The following is a 17,863-nucleotide window of genomic DNA, read 5'->3' on the forward strand; positions in this document are numbered from 1 at the left end:
CATGCGGGGAGCACTTACATATTGCCAGTTCAGTGATGGTTCGGTGGGGCTCATCCCCGCGCATGCGGGGAGCACAGGCCGCCGGATGCCGTGCGCAGGGGCAGCGGGGGCTCATCCCCGCGCATGCGGGGAGCACCGAGCCCGATAGCGAGGCTCGCAGCACGAGGGGCTCATCCCCGCGCATGCGGGGATGAGCCCTTCACGGTGATGTCCTGGCGGACACCGATCTTGTGCTCCCCGCGCGTGCGGGGATGAGCCCAGCAGCGGCTTGGAGAACACGGTGCCGATGAAGTGCTCCCCGCGCGTGCGGGGATGAGCCCGCAGTCCCAGTGGCCAAATACATTGAGCCACGGTGCTCCCCGCGCGTGCGGGGATGAGCCCCTCGATGTCGCACACCTGGTTCGACCACAGGTGTGCTCCCCGCGCGTGCGGGGATGAGCCCTACGCGGCCGTTTGGACCGCCTAGAGCGGGTAGTGCTCCCCGCGCGTGCGGGGATGAGCCCTAAAGGCTTCCACTATCACGAGAAGTGGGCAGGTGCTCCCCGCGCGTGCGGGGATGAGCCCGATCTGCACCTGCCGATCGTCGGCGCCGATGAGTGCTCCCCGCGCGTGCGGGGATGAGCCCAACGCGCAGGCCATCATCGGCGTCGGATCCTCGTGCTCCCCGCGCGTGCGGGGATGAGCCCCGCCGGTGGAGGTCTGGGCTTTCACCGCGGCAGTGCTCCCCGCGCGTGCGGGGATGAGCCCGGGTTGTTCGTGTTCGTGTCGATCTCGACGTCGTGCGCCCCGCGTGCGTGGGAATGAGCCCGGCGAACCGTGCCGGCTGCGCATGAGGAAGTTGCGCTCCCCGTGCGTGCGGGGATCCACCGCAGGGTCGAAATCCAGCGAGTCATCGCTCGTGCTCTGGTTGTGTGGAAATCTCAGGCGATCCACATGGGCGAGGAGCACGTCGATCAGCCGGTTGCAGGTGTTGCAGCGATCTTCACGCATATGTCTTATGTTGCGCGGCAGCCGATTTCAATGCGCACTGGTTTCGGAATGAATGCACACTGGATGCGCAATGAATGCACACAAGCGTTGCGATGAAAGTGCGATACGAAATCGCTGTGACCTGTGTGTTTGGTGGTGGTCCGTCTGCTGCCCGATCCGCACTATCTCCCGCTTCGCTGAAGATAGTGCGGATCGGGCAGCAGACAAACCACCACCAAACAGTTGAGAGCAGAGGGATCAAGGAAGAGAGAAGAAAGATCAAGGACCACAAGGGGGAGAGACCACAAGGGAGGGGACCACAAGGGGAGGGCTTGGCATGGAACGGTGCGTTGGGAGGGCTGGGCGCGTCGGGAGTCGGGACCACAAGGGGGAGCGTTGCGTACGCGGTATCACGTCGAGCACGGGGAACTACTCGTGCTGGACCACAACGAGAGGGTCGCAAGCGCGGCATCGGATTCCAGTCCCTGCACGAAGCCCTCGACACCACCACCCCCGGCGGGCGCCTTGTCTTCCACGTGTTCGCCGCGCTCGCGGAATTCATCCGCGAGCTGATCGTGCGAGGGCACCAACGAGGCCTGGCCGCCGCGCGGGCCCGCGGGCAACGCCTGGGCCGCCCGCCGGCCATGAACGCCGAGCAGATCCGCCAGGCCCGTGCGATGCTCGCCCGCCCTGACGAGTCGGTGTCCTGCATCGCCCGGCTCCTGGGCGTCTCCCGCTCCACGCTGTACAAGTACGTGCCCGAGCTGACCCAGGGTGGCCCAAGCCACCTCGCTGCCGGGGAGGACCGCCCGATACCCGACGTCGCCGTGTATGACGAGCTGCTGCCGTCCCGCCGGAAGGGCGAGCTTTAGCGGCCGAAACCCTCTGTCCAATCCCACTCGATCTCAGGGGCTTCGGGGACGATCTCGGGCGCTTCGGGGGTCGAGGGCCGGGGGCTGGTGATCGTCGGATGTTCGAATTCCCAGCGTGCCATTTTCAGCAGTGCGTTGGCCTCGCGGCTGCGCAGGGAGAGCTCCTGGCGGTGAGCGTCGTCGGGAACCCCGCGGACCGCGTCATCGAGTCGCTGGATTTGAGCCTCCAGTCGCGCAAGCGCTTTCGCTCCCGGCCCGGAACCCCGCCCACCTGCCGGGGGCACCGTCGAGCGGTCCCACGCCCGACGGCGCATGTCGAACCCGAAAACTGGCGTCTACCGGTACACACCGACACTGCTCACCCGAGGACTACCTCACCACCCGAGCTGCTGATCGCGGTCGCGATGCTGCGCGAGCTGAACGCGACCGGGCGGCGCAAGGTCTTTGCGAATCGGAATCCGTCCGGGCACCGGCGGGCACATGGCTCACCCCGAAGAAGCCGGATGACTTTACACTCGGGCAGTCGTGGTAGCCGCCTGCTGATAATCCTGACCGGCTGGCCGGCCTCCCCACGACCTCCCGCCGTCTTCATGATCGGGGCGGGCACTGATCGGTCTGGGCCGTTGAGCAGGCGCAGCCGGCCGCCATCCGAATGAAGACTTTTAGCCCCTACCGGATTCTGGCCGATCGCGGTTAGCCTGGAAAAGCGTCCTTGCTCAACACCGCGAAAAGGACGTCGCTTCGGTCCGAAACGCCGGTACCGGAGCCGCCAGGTCAGCGCGGTTGTGACAGGGCCTGGCGCCGGACCTTCCCACACAGGGGCTGGTTCGGCAATATCGCCGCGTGGCTGTCGCTCGCCATGCAGGACCATGAAACTGGGTCGGGGTCGGGAACGAACGAAGCGCGTCATGGGCCGCTTCCGAGAGCGTCGAGGCGACAGCAGCCAAACCTGTCTGCTGCCACAGACTTCGCCACTCGATCATCAGCGCGGCGGCCCTGCGGCAATCATCCCAGGTTGCCCGGCTGTACTGGACGCGCATCAGACCAGTCACTCGATATCGAGGAACGAATATGTCCAGCAAAATGATCAAGTTCGTGGCCGCAACCGCTCTTGCCTTGCCGCTGGGTGCTATCGCAGCTCCAGCAGCCTCGGCCAGCTCCACTGCAACGGTAACCGCGAGTTCGGCATCGACCGCGGTTACGCCCGTCGATGGCTCAATTGCTATCTGCTTCCCCCTGGGCAGTGTGGTCTTCTGCATCTGAGACAACGAGCTGACGTCTCTGCATGGTTTGGGAAGGAGCTGCCAAGGTACTGGCGTGGTCGGCGAGCATGACTTCACCCTCGGGCAGCGTGTCAGCCGCCTACTGAGAACTCCGGTCGGCCGGCCGGGCGCCTCGCCGCTACAGCGGGGCCCTTGGCCGGCTTCCCCTCACCGAAGATGGACCGCTACCCGCGGTTCCGGAATCGCCGAAAAGTAGTGCCTGGTCAGCTGCCGGTGTCCCAGGCTTATGCGTCCCCAAGATCCGTCCCATCCAGCCGCCCAGTGCGCCTCTGGCCCACGGCTCTGAGAGCAGGGTGTTCGGTATGACCGCCGACGATGTGCCTGCACGCATGTCCTGATTGCGGTGTCCGAAGGATGGGTGCGGGCAGGCGTATCGGCCCCGAGAGCGCTGGAGCTGGCAGGTATTCGGTTCCCCGCCTGGCCGGCGACGGTGACGACGCCGGGCGTGGTCCTGACGTGCCGACCTATCCCGCGCGCTCGGTCGTGGCCCGGTCCGCGGCGTAGAGGTCGCGAGCATCGGCAACGATCGCGGTGCCGCGCTCGCCGATGGCGCAGACACCCCGGTGGGGTATTGCGACGGTTCTCTCGGGCGTGTGGCTCTGTGGCTCCGTGTTGCAGCGACGAACAGCGTGCCGACCAGGGACGTTGGTCCCTTGCCCGATAACGCAGGCTCTTTCCATGCTTGGGCTATGGCAAAGACACGCACGCTGACAGGTGTGGCCGGGGCAGTCGCCACGCTGGCAGCGGTCTACGCAACCCAGGTGCGTCCCCGTCTGATGCGCTGGGGAGCAACCGACGAGGAAGTCGCCGGACCGTATCCCGGTGCTGACCTGATCCCCGACGGCAGACGGGGAGCGACGATGGCCGTCACGATCGCCGCATCACCGGATCAGGTGTGGCCGTGGCTGATCCAGCTGGGCGGGGACCGCGGGGGCTGGTACTCCTGGGACCACCTCGACAACGCCGGGCGTCCGAGCGCCCGAGACGTCCACCAGGAGTGGCAAGAGCGCCGGCTGGGCGAATATGTGAAGTACCGGACCCGTCGGCGCGGCCTGGTGGACGCCTGGCAGGTCGCGATGCTCGAGCCGAACCGGTTCTTGGGACTGCACGGACTTAGCGACCTGCGAGGCCGCGTCCTTGATCCACAACAGCCACGTCCAGCGGCCTACACCGAAGGGCTCTGGGGCTTCCTGTTGAACGAGTTGCCCGATCACCGCACGCGTCTGGTCATCGGCGGTTACGAAACCTTCCGCCCGCGGTGGCTCGGCCTCGTCGCCGCCTGGTTCTCCCCTCTCGTCATCTGGATTATGCAGGCGAGGATGTTGGTCGTGCTCCAGCAAAACGTCGAAGGAGCAGCCGTCAGCGCAATGTAATCGGTCGCTGTCAGCGGAACCGACCACCCGTAGCCGACACCAGAATCGGCTGGCACGTAACCAAGTGGCACGCCAAACCGGTCGGGTTCGTTCTCTGCCGCAGCCGCGACCATCGACACGACCGACGCCAGTTCTTCCACAACACATGTGGTGATCTGCCACAGTGTTCACGAAAGCCGCTGAGCTGCAGCAATATTCTTAGATCCAGGCATCAGCTCTCCGAGACCCCCAGAGAACCCGGTGCTCGTCGACCTCAGCGTCGCGGTCCCCACGAGCGGGCCGTTCCGTCGGGACGCGGTGTCGCTGCGTATCAAGGCCGCTGCGCTCGACCTGTCTCGGACCGTGCCGGGCCTGCTCTATGCGTGGGCGCAGTGCACTTCTCTGCACTTGGCAAGCAGCTCCACAGAATCGGCCACTGCTTCGTGAAGGTCCAGCTCGGCCGGTGAGCAAGGCACTGTAATGCCTGAGACCACACCGATGTTCGTGCCGATGAACCCTTGACCTTGTACCTGGGTACAGGGTTGAGAATGGGGTATGCGATCCGGTGAGCTGGCCGCGCTGGCGGGTGTGAACGCGCAGACGCTGCGCTACTACGAGCGTCGCGGCTTGCTGACACCGCCTCCCCGGTCGCCGTCGGGGTATCGCAGCTATCCCGACGACGCGGTCACGACCGTGCGATTCGTCAAACGCGCCCAAGACCTCGGGTTCAGCCTCGACGAGATCGAGGAACTGCTCCATCTCGCCGCGGGCGGACCCGACGACTGCGACTCGGCGCGAACCCTCGCCCCGGAGCGGGTGACGCAGCTGGCCGACCGGATCGCGGATCTGCAACGCATGCAGCGGTCACTGACCGAGCTGATCTCCACCTGCGAGCGTCCCCGCGCCCAGCGCAGCTGCCCGATCCTGACCTCGCTCCACGAAGGAGAACACCCGTGAAGCTGGAGATCCTCCAGGTCCCCGACTGCCCGAACGTCGCCGTGCTCGAGGACCGCATCCACCAGGCCCTCGACGGAACCACCGTCGAGATCACTCACCGCGTGGTGACCGACCAGGAGCAAGCCGCCGCCGGCGGAATGACGGGATCACCGACCCTGCTGATCGACGGCAGCGATCCGTTCGCCGTGCCTGGTGCGACACCGAGCTGTCGTGTCGGCTGTACCGCACCGAGCACGGCCTCGAAGGCGCTCCACCGTGTCGGCGCTACGGGCCGCATTGGGCCTGACCAACAACAGCGAACCGACCAGCGCGGCCGACACTGGCTCATGCTGCCCGCCGGTCCGGGGTGACGATCCCGCGGTCGAGGCGTTGAGTTCGTGGCGCGCCGACGCACGCCCCGGCGACCGCGGGCCCGATCGCGACGTGAGCGAGCAGGCCCGGCAGGTCGATGCCCAGATGCTCGGTGACCTCACCCAGCGCGTTGTCCAGCGCCGCCCGCACGGACCCCGGCCGCGGGTGCAGCCGCACAACGGTGCCCGCCCAGCGGATTTCGACGCGGCAGACCTGCTCACCGCGGGCGCACCCGGCGACCGGCCGGGGTGCACCGATGACAACGTAGGCCTCACTACCGCAGCGGCTGACCCGGCCGCTGATGAACACCTTCACGCGAGCACTTCCCCTTCGAGCGACCATTTCCGCCGTGACGATCCCCTTGCTGCTCAGGCCGGGTGGATAGGGAGGAGCCCTGCGGGCTGATCCACCCGGCCCGAGCACGATGCGCCGCTCGGAGTGGGCGGAGCGGGGCATCGATTCCGGAGTCGTCCACGGTTGACCCCGGCCGGGGTGGTCCGACGTGAGAATGCGGCGCGATAACCGTGCCTGGATTCCCGCCGCGCTCCACGATCGACTCACCCGCACCGCACCGTATCGAGATCCTGGGCTGGAGCGGCCCGAATGCCGCGTTGGTGGCACGAATCGGGAGTGTCCAGGCACGGGTGGTCACCGACATCTCGAAATTAGCTAAGTGATCGAGATTGTCGTGCAGAATGCCGGTCAGAACCGGCCCGACGGTCGGTGAACCTTCATGGGGTGGACATGACCGATCTGATGGGATCGACCGCGCACGAACTGCTCGCGCAGGTCCTCGCGCGCTACGGCAGCATCGACGTCTTCCTCGCCCGTCTGCACGCTCTGCTGGACACACCCACCGTTGTGCTCCCCGCCGCACTGGCGCCACCCTCGGCCGGTGGCCGGCACCGGCTCGCCGAGCCCACAGGCCGAGTGCCGATGACCACCCCAGCCCCACCTCGCCTACTTGGCCGAAATCTGTCAGGAAACCCCATCACCGGCTGAAGTGCTCCGCCTCGCAGGTGGGTGTTCGCACTCGGAAGACGATCGTTTTCCGAACGCTGCGGCTACTCGCAGATGTCGAACGCCACGGCCAGGCCGACCACTTCGAGGACCCGGTCCAATCCCATGGAATTCGGGGCTCTCGGGTGCGCGGAATCCGCCAGATGTTTTGAAATGGAAGTGATTAACTCGTCTGGCGGTGGGGCCGAGTGGTTCGGCCCCGCGCTCGATCGAAGGGTTCTCCTGCATGCGCACTCTCCTTGCGGCAGTTGGCATTGCCACGGCGCTGGCCGTTGGAGCCGGACAGGCGGTGGCCGCGCCGCTGTCCGCCGTCGACGCTCCAGCCGTCCCGGTCGCGCAGACCGGCTCTTCCAGCGGGTCGGCCAGGTTCCCGTGGGACGTCATCGCCTTCCTGTCGTGCATGCTCTCGCCTACCGGTTGTACCGCCGGAGGAGGCGATATCTCGTAGCGCCGCTGCGACACCCCTCCTGACCGCAGGCGGCGGGAACCGGCTGTCGATTTGATGGATGGGGGACGATAGCGAGATGGCGATCGACTCGACGTCGACGAGCTCCGCGGCAGTGAGCACGTCTGTTTTCATCGGGTGCGCGGTCGGCGTGGTAGGGCGTCAGCGCGCGACCGAGTAACGCACGCAGGCGAATTCGCCGTTGTGGGCGACTTCCGTGGCCTTCAGTTCGAGACGGCGGGGAAGCAGGGGTGCGCCCGCGCCCAGCGTGACGGGGGCGATGGAGACGATGATTTCGTCCAGCAGCCCCTGATCGGCGAATTGGCCGACCAACTCGCCGCCGCCCATCAGCCAGAGGTCTTTGCCATCAGCGGCCACGGCCATCTCCTTGTGCGCGACCTCCACCGGCTTCGAGGTCAACCGGACGTCGCGGCCGTCGTCGAAGGCCGGGAACTCGCGATGGGTGAACACCCAGGTCGGCATGTTGTAAGGCCAGGGCTCGGTGGAATTCTCATTGATCCATTGATAGGTGCTGGCGCCCATGGCGATCGCGCCCGCACCAGCCGCGAACCGGTTCAGTCCCAGCGGGCCGTCCCAGTCGACCTGCCGAGACAGCAGCCAATCCAGGTTGTGGTCGGGGGTCGCCAGGAATCCGTCCAAGCTGGTAGCGGTGTGGTAGACGGTCTTGAAGGTCATGTCATCCTCTCTGGTGTAGCCATTCGATGGGATCGCCGTCTCCGATTTCGGTTCCGGCGATGGATAACTCGGTTCGCAGCCAATGCCGTACGAGATACCTGCGGTGGGTGGAGTAGCTGAGGATGTGGGCGATCACGCTGCCGATGACGAAGCTCTGCGGCGGCTCGCACAGTGCATCGATCAGGGTGTCGTCCCAGCCGCCACGCTGGGTGAGATCGCGGATGGTATCCAGCCACCGAACCGCTACGCGCTCGTGGCGTTTCACCAATTCCGGGAGGGCGTCGTCGGCGGCCGTCGGGATATCCTCGCCGTCGATCGCGGCCAGCCACACCTCCTTCGACTCGATGAGATGGGCGAGCACGGTGGCAATGGATTCCTCGGGCCCCCGGAACGATTCCACCAGCAGGCCCGGAATTCGCACCTGCCGGTACTGCGATTCGTCGAGTTGCGCTGCCATGCCGAAGAGTTCGCGGGTGTCCTCGATATCGTGATGGATCAGCAGGGTCGTGGGATCCAGCACGGCCTGTTCTTTCGGCGCGCTCGTCACCCACAGCGACATGGGCGGGTGAAAGTGGATGCCATTGCTCGTGGGCAACCACCGTCGGCGCTCGTCCGCGGGAGTCAGGCTCGGCGGATGCCCGAACGCGGCGCTGAACGCGCGGCTGAAACCCTCCACCGAGTCGTACCCGGCCGCGAACGCAACGTCGGTCACCGACTTACCCGTCGACAGCTCCCACACCGCCCGCTCCAGCAGCACCCGCCGCTTCAGCGCCACCGGCGGCTCGCCGGTACCACGCGAGAACTGCCGGGTGAAATGGAACGGCGAAACGAAGGCATCAGCCGCCATCGCACCGAGCGTGGTGTTGTTCTCGTCCAGCACCGCGTCGAGCAGTTCGCGTAGTCGATCTCGTCCGGTCTTGGCCACACGACGAGTCTGCCAACGCGGCCCCGAAACCCGCTTGACCGATCTTGCTCAGCCTCCGACTCCACCTCGGCGTACGGGTTCAGGCCGTACCGCTCAGCGCACCCCTTTCGGTGCGAATCGGGGACCTGGCCGCCGATCGGGCGCAGTGAAATCCCGCTGCGGGCTTGTGGGTCACCCAGGCCGAGCATGACGCCTGGCGCGCGTCCTGAGCACCTGCTGAAGGCGTTCGTGGGCTTGGACTGCCCGAGTCCGGCACGGAGAAGCAGTTCGCCGTGCCGGACCGGGTTCGCTGACATCCCGGAATCCCAGAGAATGACGCCGGTTTTGTCGCGTTCTGTGGGGTGGTTGGGTACCTGGCGCAACAGGTACCGCCGAGGAGGCGTCACGTCCGGTTCAGGTTGTACTGCCACGGGCCTGCGCCATCCGTCCTGGCGCGGACTGCGGTTCGACCGGGCACCGGAGGACATCACCATTCCTGCCATCGTTCGCCGATTCCGCCGGGCCTTTGCCTGCGGTTGTTGGACTTGTTCTGCTGCGCCGGCGGTGCCGCGAAGGGCTACCACGATGCCGGATTCGAGGTTGTCGGAGTGGATCTCGTCGGGCAGCCTCGATACCCGTTCGAGTTTCACCGGGGGGACGCGCTGGAATTCCTCGCCGCTCACGGCCACGAGTTCGACGCCATCCATGCCAGCCCACCGTGTCAGGCATCGTGCACTCTCACCGCCGGCACCAACCAAGGGGCGCGAGTATCCGCAGCTGATCCCCGACACTCGGGAAGCGTTGGCGCAGATGGGGATACCGACGGTCATCGAGAACGTCCAGGGCGCGAAGCTGCGCCGCGACGTCACTTTGTGTGGGGAAGTGTTCGGGCTCGGCGTGATTCGCCACCGCTACTTCGAATTGTCCGGGTGGTCGATGCCCCAGCCCGACCACGTCCCGCACCGCGGGCGGGTCGCCGGGTACCGGCACGGTCGCCACTACGACGGCCCGTATGTGGCCGTGTACGGCAACGGGGAGGGAAAGGCAGTGTGGCGCAGTGGCAGACCGCGATGGGTATCGACTGGACCGACGACCGTGCCGAGCTCGCCGAAGCTATCCCGCCCGTCTACACAGAGCACCTCGGCCGCTGGCTGATCGAGACCTTGACCGGCTGCCCGAGCGGGGTGGCGACGCTCGCGGACGGCGTAGAACGCGAGCTGGACGGTTGTCAGCTCATGCTATTCGCGTGAGTGCGGGATTGAAGCGTATTCCTCAACCCCGCCGATTGAGGCGTACGCATCAATCCTTGCCCCGGGGGGGGCTCTAGAGCATCTCACAGAACTTGTCGGCGGTCACAGTTACCGTTGTGCCGGTGCGTTTTTCGTGAGTTTCGGGGCAGGGCTGCTGAGCAGTGTTTCGCATCGGAGATGACGGCCGGGCTCGGACGCTACGACGAGTTCATCGACATCTCCGGGGCGGAGAACTTCCAAGCCTGGCACAACACCCCGAGCCTGCTTGGTCTGACTCGGATCGGCCAACTGTCGCTGAGTGCTCAGATGACGCGTTCATCAACCGATGTCGATTCCGCTGGCGGATGAACGGGTTTCCGAACACCGCGGCTTCTGGAAACGCGGCAGGATCCGGCGCGGTGTTTGGGGTTCGGCATCGTTTTCCGAACACGCGAAAGGCCCACAGAAGCGCTCTGCGGGCCTTCGTTGCGATCGGACTGGGTGGCTGTTCGTCTCAGGCGGCGAGGGCGGCGGTGATCCTGCGGATCATCGGCCCCTTGCTGGGCCGGACGAATCAATCTCGCACCTGATGCGGAGGCCGCAGTCGACACGGGAGTGTCAACCGTTTTCTCGCCTGACGTGTAGCCGCGATCGTGCGTGTCACCAGACCGCTCGCCGCGCCGAGCATCGGCCGAATGTCACTGTAAAGAACAACAATCGATGGTTGTGGGTGGATCCGAAAATATGATTTCTCTTGGAATCCGGTCCTGGCTAATGTCTCCGACGTGAGTGTGCCTCCCGCTCGCAATCAACACCTGACCGAAGGAGACGGAAATGGGTTCCCTGGGCAATCTTGGACTGGATGTCCTTGTCGCGGAGCTGAAGAAGCTGTTGAGCACCGGCTCGTCCGGTACGCACAAGGCAAACTGACCGCGGCCGCGGGGTGGTTCCGACTTGACACTCCCCAGGTCGGCACTACCCCGCTGAGCTGTGGAAGTTATAGGTCGCGGCAACTGCAAAGACCTTATTGTGAACAATCCCGAAACAACGAATTCTCGTGTGTTTCGTGGGTTTCTGCATTTATCGGCGTAAGCGCAAGGGCTCGCAGTCGAATGCAACTCTGAACGGCGCGAGGGAAATCGCCTTCCCGCCTTGCGTCGCGATCCCTGATGCCCTGGTCATGTCCTCATATCTCGATCCGAAAGACCCTGATGCGTAGTATTCATGCCCGTCGTGCCGCGATGATCGGTTCCACGGCGCTGCTTCTGATCGCGCCCGGCGCGTCCCTGCTCCACGCGGAGCCCGCCGCACCGGCACCCGTGCTGCCCGCGGACCTGGTGGCCGCGATCCAGCGCGATCTCGGGCTCACCCCGACTCAGTACCTCGACAGGGCGGAGGCCGGGCAGAAGCTGGTGACGTTCGCCGACTCGATCCGCGAAACCTTCCCTGTGTCCTTCGCGGGCGCCTGGATCGATACGGCCGGCACGCCGCTGATCGGTCTGGCCGACGGACCGGACAAGGCCGCCGCCCGCACCGCTGTCGAGGCCGCCGGCTACCAGGTGAAGGACCAGCCGCGCAGCGAGCGCACGCTGCTCGACCAGCTCGGCCAGGCGAACAGCTGGATCCAGCAGCTGCCCGCGGCGATGTCCCGCCTGGTCAACGGTGCTGTTATCGACCCGGTCAACAACGACATCGCGTTGCAGGTCCAGAACGTCGACGAGGCACAGGGGCTGCAGCTGCCCGACTTCCTGCAGTTCGTGCGCACGGTGCTGGGGCCGGCATTCGGCTCGTCCGACCCGACCTCGCCCACCACGACACCACCGACCACCAAGCCACCGACCACGACCCCGCCGACCACGACGCCGCCGACGACCCCGCCGACCACGACCCCGCCGACGACGACCAAGCCGCCGACCACGACGCCGCCGCCGACCACGACGCCGCCCACGACGACGCCGCCGATCAAGCCGCCGGCCGCTGACGCCGTACTTGGTGGTGACCGTTACAACATCGGCGACGGGGCGAGTGGACGGTACTGCTCCTTCGGTTTCAATGCGACCGACCGTGACGGCAATGTGCTGAACATCAGTGCCGGACACTGTGACCAGAAGCCCGACCCGAGTGGCAGCGGCACGGACGTGAGGGTCAGTTCGACCGACGGCCGCAATCTCGTCGGCTCCTTCGATAAGTCGGTCGTCAACGGCAACGACGACTACGCGGTGATCCGGATCAACGACGACGCCGCCGGGCGTTTCAAGAACAACTTCATCACTACCTACGGCGGAGACCCGTTGCCGATCACCGGCACCGCGGCCCCCGTGGTCGGGGCACCGGTGTGCCATTCCGGCGCGACCACCAGCTTCAGCTGCGGCGTCGTCACCGGCGTCAACCAGTACATCAACACCGGCAAAGCCATCACGAAGGACGCCTTCGCCACGAACATGTGCGGGATGCAGGGTGACAGCGGTGGACCCATCATGACCGGTAACAAGGCGCTGGGCATCGCGGTCGGCATCTCCGACTATGAATGCGGCAGCTCCCCGAAGATGTGGGGGGCGCCGATCAACTCGATCCTCGCGGACAACCCCGGCCTCAAGGTTCGCACCAAATAGGTTGTGTCCTGAAGTGAGTTGATGGGGTGGCACCGCACAGCGATGCCACCCCATCAACTGTGTTCAGCGAAAGCTGTCGCCGCGCCGGGCGATGTCTGCGGTGGGGTTCGCGGCCATCGCATCCGACGAGAGCTTCTTGACCAGAAGCCCAGCAAGCGAAGCGGCCGGCGCGCTTCCCGATCATCGGCGAACCACACCACTGATCACATCATCGGCAGTAGCGGATGTTCTGCGGTGCACCCGGTTCCGGGCGTCAGCGCCACCTGAGGGTGGGACAACACCGCCATCTACCGCTGCGAGTCACACTTTTCGGCGCAGGTCGGAGTGCGGTGCTGGGGTGTACCCCAAGCGACACCGGCCGGGCGCGGACAGGGTCCGGTTTTGCGCGCGGGTCCAGGTCCACGACGGGAAGGCAGATTCGGGAGCATGCGGCACGCGCGGCGTGGACATCGTGCCCATACGAAACTGATTGCATACCCGATCGCGATGACCACGGTGAAGAAGCCACCGCCAGCCATGCGAGGCCGATCCCCAGACCAGCGAGCCGCCCCACCGCATCTTTGCGCGCTCAGTTCACCCCATAAGTGTCCCGCGCTGCTGGCCAGCGCCATCGCAGCGGGGCGCCGCTGGACGCTGCTGGCCATGCTCGCCCACGCCCTCCTCACCGTCCTCGCCACCGACCAACACCCCACCGAACCAGCAGCCGATGACCTGATCGCCCTCACCCGCAACGAGATTCGACATCTACCCGCCGACTGATCGGCCAGCACTGCGAGACACTCCGAGGTCACGCTCCCGTCGGCAATAAGATTCGTCATTATCAGCGGGGGATATTCTGACTGACATGCCGCGGTTGCGAAGCAACAGATGAGTGACAGTGACCCACCCGAGACTCAGCGTGATGTCGGTGTCGACGTCATCACGGAATTGAGCGCGGCCGGATTCGAGGACGCCGAGGAGATCGGCCGGGGTGGGTTCGGTGTGGTGTACCGGTGCAGTCAGATCGCCGCTGGCCGCATGGTGGCAGTCAAGGTTCTCACCGGCGAACTTCCGGAGAATCGGAAGCGTTTCCTGCGCGAGCAACGCGCGATGGGCCGACTCACTGGACATCCGAATATCGCCAGCATGCTCGAGATCGGGGAGACCGCAACCGGGCGTCCGTACCTGGTGATGCCCTATTACTCCCGCGGCTCGCTAGATGCACGCATCCGGCGAGGCGGTCCCCTCCCTATCACCGAGGTCCTCCATCTCGGAGTGAAGACTGCGGGGGCGCTGGAGACGGCCCATCGGATGGGTGTTCTGCATCGTGATGTCAAACCGGCCAACATCCTGCTGACCGATTACGGCGAGCCGGCGCTGACGGACTTCGGGATCGCCCACTTCGCTGGCGGATACGAGACGACGTCCGGCGCGATCACCGGCTCGCCCGCCTTCACCGCACCCGAAGTTCTCGAGGGCGGGGCCCAGACTCCCGCCGCGGATGTGTACGGGCTGGGCGCCACATTGTTTTCTGCACTCACCGCCGGGCACGCCGTATTCGAACGCCGCAGCGGCGAACAAATGGTGACCCAATTCGTGCGGATCACCACCCACCCGATCCCGGACCTACGTGTATCCGGCATCCCCGAGGACGTGAGCGCGACCATCGAGGCGGCGATGGCTCATGACCCGCACGACCGCCCCACGGCTGCAGAGTTGGGTGAGCAGCTGCGGCAGATACAGCGAGACCACGGTTTTTCGGTCGACGAGATGGCGCTGCCTGTTGAGTTCGATGTAGCACAGGAACCTGCCACCACTTCAGAAGATGCGGTGCCACACACAGCTACACATTTCCGAGGCGAGGGCTTGCGGGCGGGGACGGGAAATCTCCCCTTGGAGCTGACCAGCTTCGTCGATCGGAAGACCCCGCAGTCCGAAGTCAGGAACCTGTTGTCCAGCTCGCATCTGGTGACGCTGACCGGGATCGGCGGCGTAGGCAAGTCACGGCTCGCCTTACGAGTCGCTCACAACCTGCAGCGGAAATTCGAGAATGGGACCTGGCTGATCGAGTTGGGCGACCTGCGTGACAAGGAATCGCTGCCGAACGTCATGGCTGCCATCTTCGGTCTGTCCGACCACGGCGGTGGATCGACACTCGACACGGTGATCGAGTTACTGGCCCCCTTTGATCTGCTCCTGGTCTTGGACAACTGCGAACATATGGTCGAGGCGGTCGCACAGCTCGCCGCATCGCTTCTGCGAGACTGCCCGGACGTGCGGATCCTGGCCACCAGTCGTGAGGCCCTCGATATCGAGGGGGAGGTGGCATATCCGCTGGCGCCGCTGGATATACCCGATCGGGCCGCCAATCCATCGTTGCGGACGGTGGCGCGCTACGACGCGGTGACACTCTTCGCGGAACGGGCAGCCGCGGTGGTGCCCGAGTTCGAGATGAGCGACGACAACAGGTTGCACGCCGCCAGGGTCTGTGCACGGCTGGACGGCCTGCCGCTGGCGATAGAACTGGCCGCGGCGCGCATGCGGACGATGTCCATCGAACAGATCCTGACCCGGCTGAACGACCGCTACGCTCTCCTCACTCGGGGCAGCCGCAGCGCACCCAGGCGGCAGCAGACGATGCAGTACTGCATGGACTGGAGCTATGACCTGTGCTCACCGGACGAACAGCGACTGTGGGGTCGATTGTCGGTGTTCACCGGCGGATTCGAACTCGACGCGGTCCTGAAAGTGTGTTCCGCCGACATAACCGAGCCGGATTTTCACGATGCGTTGTCGGGCCTGGTGGACAAATCGATCCTCATCCGGAAGGAAGTGGCCGGCTCGGTGCGGTTCCAGATGCTCGAGACGGTCCGCGAATTCGGTCAGGAGAAGGCCGAGGAGTCCGGGGAGTATCCGCTTCTGCGCCGGCAGCATCTGGAATGGTGCGAGCAACTGGTGCAGGCGGCCGATGTCGACTGGATAGGGCCGCACCAGCTGGACTGGGTCGAACGGCTCGAGCGCGAGCTACCGAACATTTCGAAGGCACTGGAGTTCAGCCTCACCGAGTCCGAGGACAGCGGGCTGCGGATCGTCACCGCCCTGTACGTGTTCTGGATGTTGCGAGGCCGGATCAGCGAGGGTCGCAGGTGGTACGAACGGGTTCTCGCCCGCCCATCCGCAGGCCGGACGGTGGATCGGGCCAAGGCGCTCTTCGCCGCCAGCTTGATGGCGGCCCTTCAGGATGACCTGCAGACTGCTGCCGACCACGTAACGGAACTGACCGACCTGACCGAGCAGACAACCGACCCGATGGTTCCGGCGCTGCTCACGCACACCCAGGCAAATTATGTGCTCACCGGTGGCGAAGGTGATCCGTCCCGGACGGTTGCCGATCTGGAATGCGCCCTGCGCACCTACACGCTCTGCGGTGACCTCAAAATGCAGCTGGACGCTCGGATCTCGCTGGGATGGACCTACGCACTACTTGGCGATACCTTAGGAGCCCTCGACTGCCTGGAGAAGGCACTCGACCTCACCGAATCCGCCGGTGAAACGATCTATCGGTCGCATGCACAGTGGACAGCGGGATTCGCCGCGTGGCGCGGCGGTCAGCCCGACCGTGCCACACGCGCGCTCACGGATGGAATTCGATTGGCTCACATGGCCGCCGACCCGCTCGTCGCCACAGGCTGCCTCGCGACGCTGGCCTGGATCGCCGCCGAGCAGCTCGATGCTCAGCGTGCGGCTGTCCTCTTGGGCACGGCGGATGCCTTGGGACGACTGGTCGGCAGCTCCACCGTTCTTCGCACACTGCTCCCATTTCGTGACGAATGCGAGCAGCGCAGCCGCCGAGCACTCGGTGCACGCGCATTCGAGGCGGCCCGACGAGAGGGCGCCTCGATGAGTCTCGACGCCGCAGTCGCTTTCGCACTCGGCGAGCGCCCCCGAGCCACCGCGTCGGCCGATCATTCGCTCGAGAGCCTCACCGCGCGCGAACGCCAGGTCGCCGACCTCGTCGCCGAAGGCCTCACCAGCAAGGCAATCGCCGATCGCATGGTCGTTTCGCCGCGGACCGTGCAGGGGCATATCCAACATATCCTCACCAAACTCGGCTTCACCTCGCGCGCGCAGATCGCGGCGTGGGCCGCAGCCCAGACCCATGACACGGCCGAGTAGTCGAATGCTCGGAGGTATCAGCTTCGTGGTGAACAGCTTCACACCGCGGACGATCCCCTGAGAGCGGACCCTGTACGGCGATTCGTGGAATGACCAGTTGCCGCGTGTGCGCCGACGAAGTGGCCGCTCGGCAAAAATAGGTACAAAAATAGGGGGCTGCTGCAGGGATAGGTGTCAACCGAGATGGCTTGCCGAGAGGCGGGCCTGAGAGGATGTCGCAGTGCCCAAGCCGTATCCGAAAGAGTTCCGCGACGACGTCGTCAGGGTCGCCCGCAACCGTGAGGAGGGGGTCACGCTGGAGCAGGTCGCGGCCGATTTCGGGGTTCATCCGATGACGTTGTCGAAATGGATGCGCCAGGCCGATGTCGACGACGAGAACAAGCCCGCAACCACGCGCAGCGAGTCCGCCGAGCTGCGCGATGCCCGCCGTCGGATCCGTTTGCTCGAGCAGGAAAACGAGGTCCTGCGGCGCGCCGCGGCGTATCTGTCGCAGGCGCAGATACCGGGAAAAGGCTCTACCCGCTCGTGAAAGAGCTTGCTGCCGAAGGGATTCCCGTGGCGGTGACGTGCCGGGTGCTGCAGCTCGCTCGCCAGCCCTACTACCGGTGGCTGGCCGATCCGGTCACAGCCGGCGAACTCGCCGAGGCGTATCGGGCCGACGCGTTGTTCGATGCCCACCGCGACGACCCCGAATTCGGCTACCGGTTTCTCGCCGACGAGGCCCGCGAAGCCGGCGAGTTCATGGCCGAGCGGACCGCGTGGCGAATCTGTTCGACCAATCGATGGTGGAGCGTGTTCGGCAAGCCCCGGCGCGGTAAGAACGGCAAACCCGGGCCGCCGGTTCATGACGATCTGGTGCAGCGGAACTTCAGCAGCGATGCACCAAATCGTTTGTGGCTCAGCGATATCACCGAACATCACACCGCTTGGATTCCAGCAGTCGTCGCAACGCGCGTGGTTACGAGGCTTCCAGTAAAGCAGTCAGACGCTCGGCGGGCGTGTCCCAGCCCAGAGACTT

Annotated in this window: 16 protein-coding genes, 1 pseudogene and 1 CRISPR repeat array (1 of these 18 cut by a window edge); of the genes and pseudogenes, 14 read left to right on the forward strand and 3 right to left on the reverse strand. The window is 65.5% G+C overall.

Translation table 11 applies throughout. The annotated features are described in order from the left end of the window. Window positions 1-804: a CRISPR direct-repeat array (repeat unit 24 nt; unit sequence TGCTCCCCGCGCGTGCGGGGATGA); it begins 133 nt to the left of the window's first position. A 45-nt stretch (window positions 805-849) separates the two neighbouring features. The 6 genes from ACFYTS_RS34265 to ACFYTS_RS34290 all read left to right on the forward strand — a co-directional run bounded on the left by ACFYTS_RS34265 (window position 850) and on the right by ACFYTS_RS34290 (window position 5,783). Continuing rightward, a complete protein-coding gene (locus ACFYTS_RS34265; RefSeq protein WP_387309440.1) occupies window positions 850-1,086 on the forward strand; it encodes a hypothetical protein in 237 nt (78 codons plus the stop codon). A 215-nt stretch (window positions 1,087-1,301) separates the two neighbouring features. Next, entirely contained in the window at window positions 1,302-1,841 is a 540-nt protein-coding gene (locus ACFYTS_RS34270) for a helix-turn-helix domain-containing protein (protein WP_387309441.1), read from the forward strand. Window positions 1,842-2,912: 1,071 nt separating this feature from the next. Next, on the forward strand, window positions 2,913-3,104 hold the full coding sequence (locus ACFYTS_RS34275; protein WP_387309442.1) for a hypothetical protein: 192 nt from the start codon (window positions 2,913-2,915) through the stop codon (window positions 3,102-3,104). 709 nt (window positions 3,105-3,813) lie between these two features. Further along, entirely contained in the window at window positions 3,814-4,497 is a 684-nt protein-coding gene (locus tag ACFYTS_RS34280; RefSeq protein WP_387309443.1) for a hypothetical protein, read from the forward strand. Window positions 4,498-5,031: 534 nt separating this feature from the next. Continuing rightward, the gene (locus ACFYTS_RS34285; protein WP_387309444.1) at window positions 5,032-5,433 is read left to right on the forward strand and encodes a MerR family transcriptional regulator; all 402 of its coding nucleotides are present in this window, start codon (window positions 5,032-5,034) and stop codon (window positions 5,431-5,433) included. After that, window positions 5,430-5,783: a hypothetical protein gene (locus tag ACFYTS_RS34290; RefSeq protein ID WP_387309445.1), complete on the forward strand. Its 354-nt coding sequence runs from the start codon at window positions 5,430-5,432 to the stop codon at window positions 5,781-5,783. Before ACFYTS_RS34285 ends, ACFYTS_RS34290 begins: the two co-directional genes overlap by 4 nt. On the opposite strand, the gene ACFYTS_RS34295 is transcribed toward ACFYTS_RS34290, so the two are convergent. After that, window positions 5,758-6,099, reverse strand: coding sequence for a hypothetical protein (locus ACFYTS_RS34295; protein ID WP_387309446.1), 342 nt, complete (start codon window positions 6,097-6,099; stop codon window positions 5,758-5,760). The genes ACFYTS_RS34290 and ACFYTS_RS34295 overlap by 26 nt on opposite strands. A 429-nt stretch (window positions 6,100-6,528) precedes the next feature. On the opposite strand from ACFYTS_RS34295, the gene ACFYTS_RS34300 reads away from it, so the two are divergent. Together ACFYTS_RS34300 and ACFYTS_RS34305 are read left to right on the forward strand one after the other, a co-directional pair. Then, window positions 6,529-6,786 (forward strand): hypothetical protein, encoded by a 258-nt coding sequence (locus tag ACFYTS_RS34300; RefSeq protein ID WP_387309447.1) that lies wholly within the window; start codon window positions 6,529-6,531, stop codon window positions 6,784-6,786. A gap of 244 nt (window positions 6,787-7,030) precedes the next feature. Continuing rightward, on the forward strand, window positions 7,031-7,252 hold the full coding sequence (locus ACFYTS_RS34305) for a hypothetical protein (RefSeq protein WP_387309448.1): 222 nt from the start codon (window positions 7,031-7,033) through the stop codon (window positions 7,250-7,252). 159 nt (window positions 7,253-7,411) lie between these two features. On the opposite strand, the gene ACFYTS_RS34310 is transcribed toward ACFYTS_RS34305, so the two are convergent. Further along, on the reverse strand, window positions 7,412-7,945 hold the full coding sequence (locus ACFYTS_RS34310) for a dihydrofolate reductase family protein (protein ID WP_387309449.1): 534 nt from the start codon (window positions 7,943-7,945) through the stop codon (window positions 7,412-7,414). A gap of 1 nt (window position 7,946) precedes the next feature. Then, a complete protein-coding gene (locus ACFYTS_RS34315; protein WP_387309450.1) occupies window positions 7,947-8,870 on the reverse strand; it encodes a helix-turn-helix domain-containing protein in 924 nt (307 codons plus the stop codon). A gap of 1,028 nt (window positions 8,871-9,898) precedes the next feature. Between ACFYTS_RS34315 and ACFYTS_RS34320 the strand changes: the two genes are divergently transcribed. The 6 genes and pseudogenes from ACFYTS_RS34320 to ACFYTS_RS34345 form a co-directional block, all read left to right on the forward strand. Next, complete coding sequence (locus tag ACFYTS_RS34320; RefSeq protein WP_387309451.1) at window positions 9,899-10,099, forward strand: hypothetical protein; 201 nt, start codon at window positions 9,899-9,901, stop codon at window positions 10,097-10,099. Window positions 10,100-10,276: 177 nt separating this feature from the next. Continuing rightward, window positions 10,277-10,447 carry a hypothetical protein gene (locus ACFYTS_RS34325; RefSeq protein ID WP_387309452.1) on the forward strand — a complete coding sequence of 57 codons (171 nt, stop codon included), beginning with the start codon at window positions 10,277-10,279 and terminating at the stop codon, window positions 10,445-10,447. 872 nt (window positions 10,448-11,319) lie between these two features. After that, the gene (locus ACFYTS_RS34330; protein WP_387309453.1) at window positions 11,320-12,690 is read left to right on the forward strand and encodes a S1 family peptidase; all 1,371 of its coding nucleotides are present in this window, start codon (window positions 11,320-11,322) and stop codon (window positions 12,688-12,690) included. A gap of 867 nt (window positions 12,691-13,557) precedes the next feature. Then, a complete protein-coding gene (locus tag ACFYTS_RS34335) occupies window positions 13,558-16,845 on the forward strand; it encodes a protein kinase (RefSeq protein ID WP_387309454.1) in 3,288 nt (1,095 codons plus the stop codon). Between the two features lie 220 nt (window positions 16,846-17,065). Beyond that, complete coding sequence (locus ACFYTS_RS34340; protein WP_387309455.1) at window positions 17,066-17,374, forward strand: transposase; 309 nt, start codon at window positions 17,066-17,068, stop codon at window positions 17,372-17,374. Next, a pseudogene (locus ACFYTS_RS34345) lies at window positions 17,371-17,863 on the forward strand (hypothetical protein); the annotation flags it as partial. The gene ACFYTS_RS34340 and the pseudogene ACFYTS_RS34345, both read left to right, overlap by 4 nt.

It is taken from the genome of Nocardia sp. NPDC004151 (genome assembly GCF_042874235.1).
In the GTDB taxonomy this organism is placed as follows: Bacteria; Actinomycetota; Actinomycetes; order Mycobacteriales; family Mycobacteriaceae; genus Nocardia.

Bases quoted from the DNA above. Each gene is read 5' to 3' on its own strand.
- ACFYTS_RS34275 (WP_387309442.1), top strand. From the start codon at position 2,913: ATGTCCAGCAAAATGATCAAGTTCGTGGCCGCAACCGCTCTTGCCTTG.
- ACFYTS_RS34280 (WP_387309443.1), top strand. From the start codon at position 3,814: ATGGCAAAGACACGCACGCTGACAGGTGTGGCCGGGGCAGTCGCCACG.
- ACFYTS_RS34285 (WP_387309444.1), top strand. From the start codon at position 5,032: ATGCGATCCGGTGAGCTGGCCGCGCTGGCGGGTGTGAACGCGCAGACG.
- ACFYTS_RS34300 (WP_387309447.1), top strand. From the start codon at position 6,529: ATGACCGATCTGATGGGATCGACCGCGCACGAACTGCTCGCGCAGGTC.
- ACFYTS_RS34305 (WP_387309448.1), top strand. From the start codon at position 7,031: ATGCGCACTCTCCTTGCGGCAGTTGGCATTGCCACGGCGCTGGCCGTT.
- ACFYTS_RS34310 (WP_387309449.1), bottom strand. From the start codon at position 7,945: ATGACCTTCAAGACCGTCTACCACACCGCTACCAGCTTGGACGGATTC.
- ACFYTS_RS34325 (WP_387309452.1), top strand. From the start codon at position 10,277: ATGACGGCCGGGCTCGGACGCTACGACGAGTTCATCGACATCTCCGGG.
- ACFYTS_RS34330 (WP_387309453.1), top strand. From the start codon at position 11,320: ATGATCGGTTCCACGGCGCTGCTTCTGATCGCGCCCGGCGCGTCCCTG.
- ACFYTS_RS34335 (WP_387309454.1), top strand. From the start codon at position 13,558: ATGAGTGACAGTGACCCACCCGAGACTCAGCGTGATGTCGGTGTCGAC.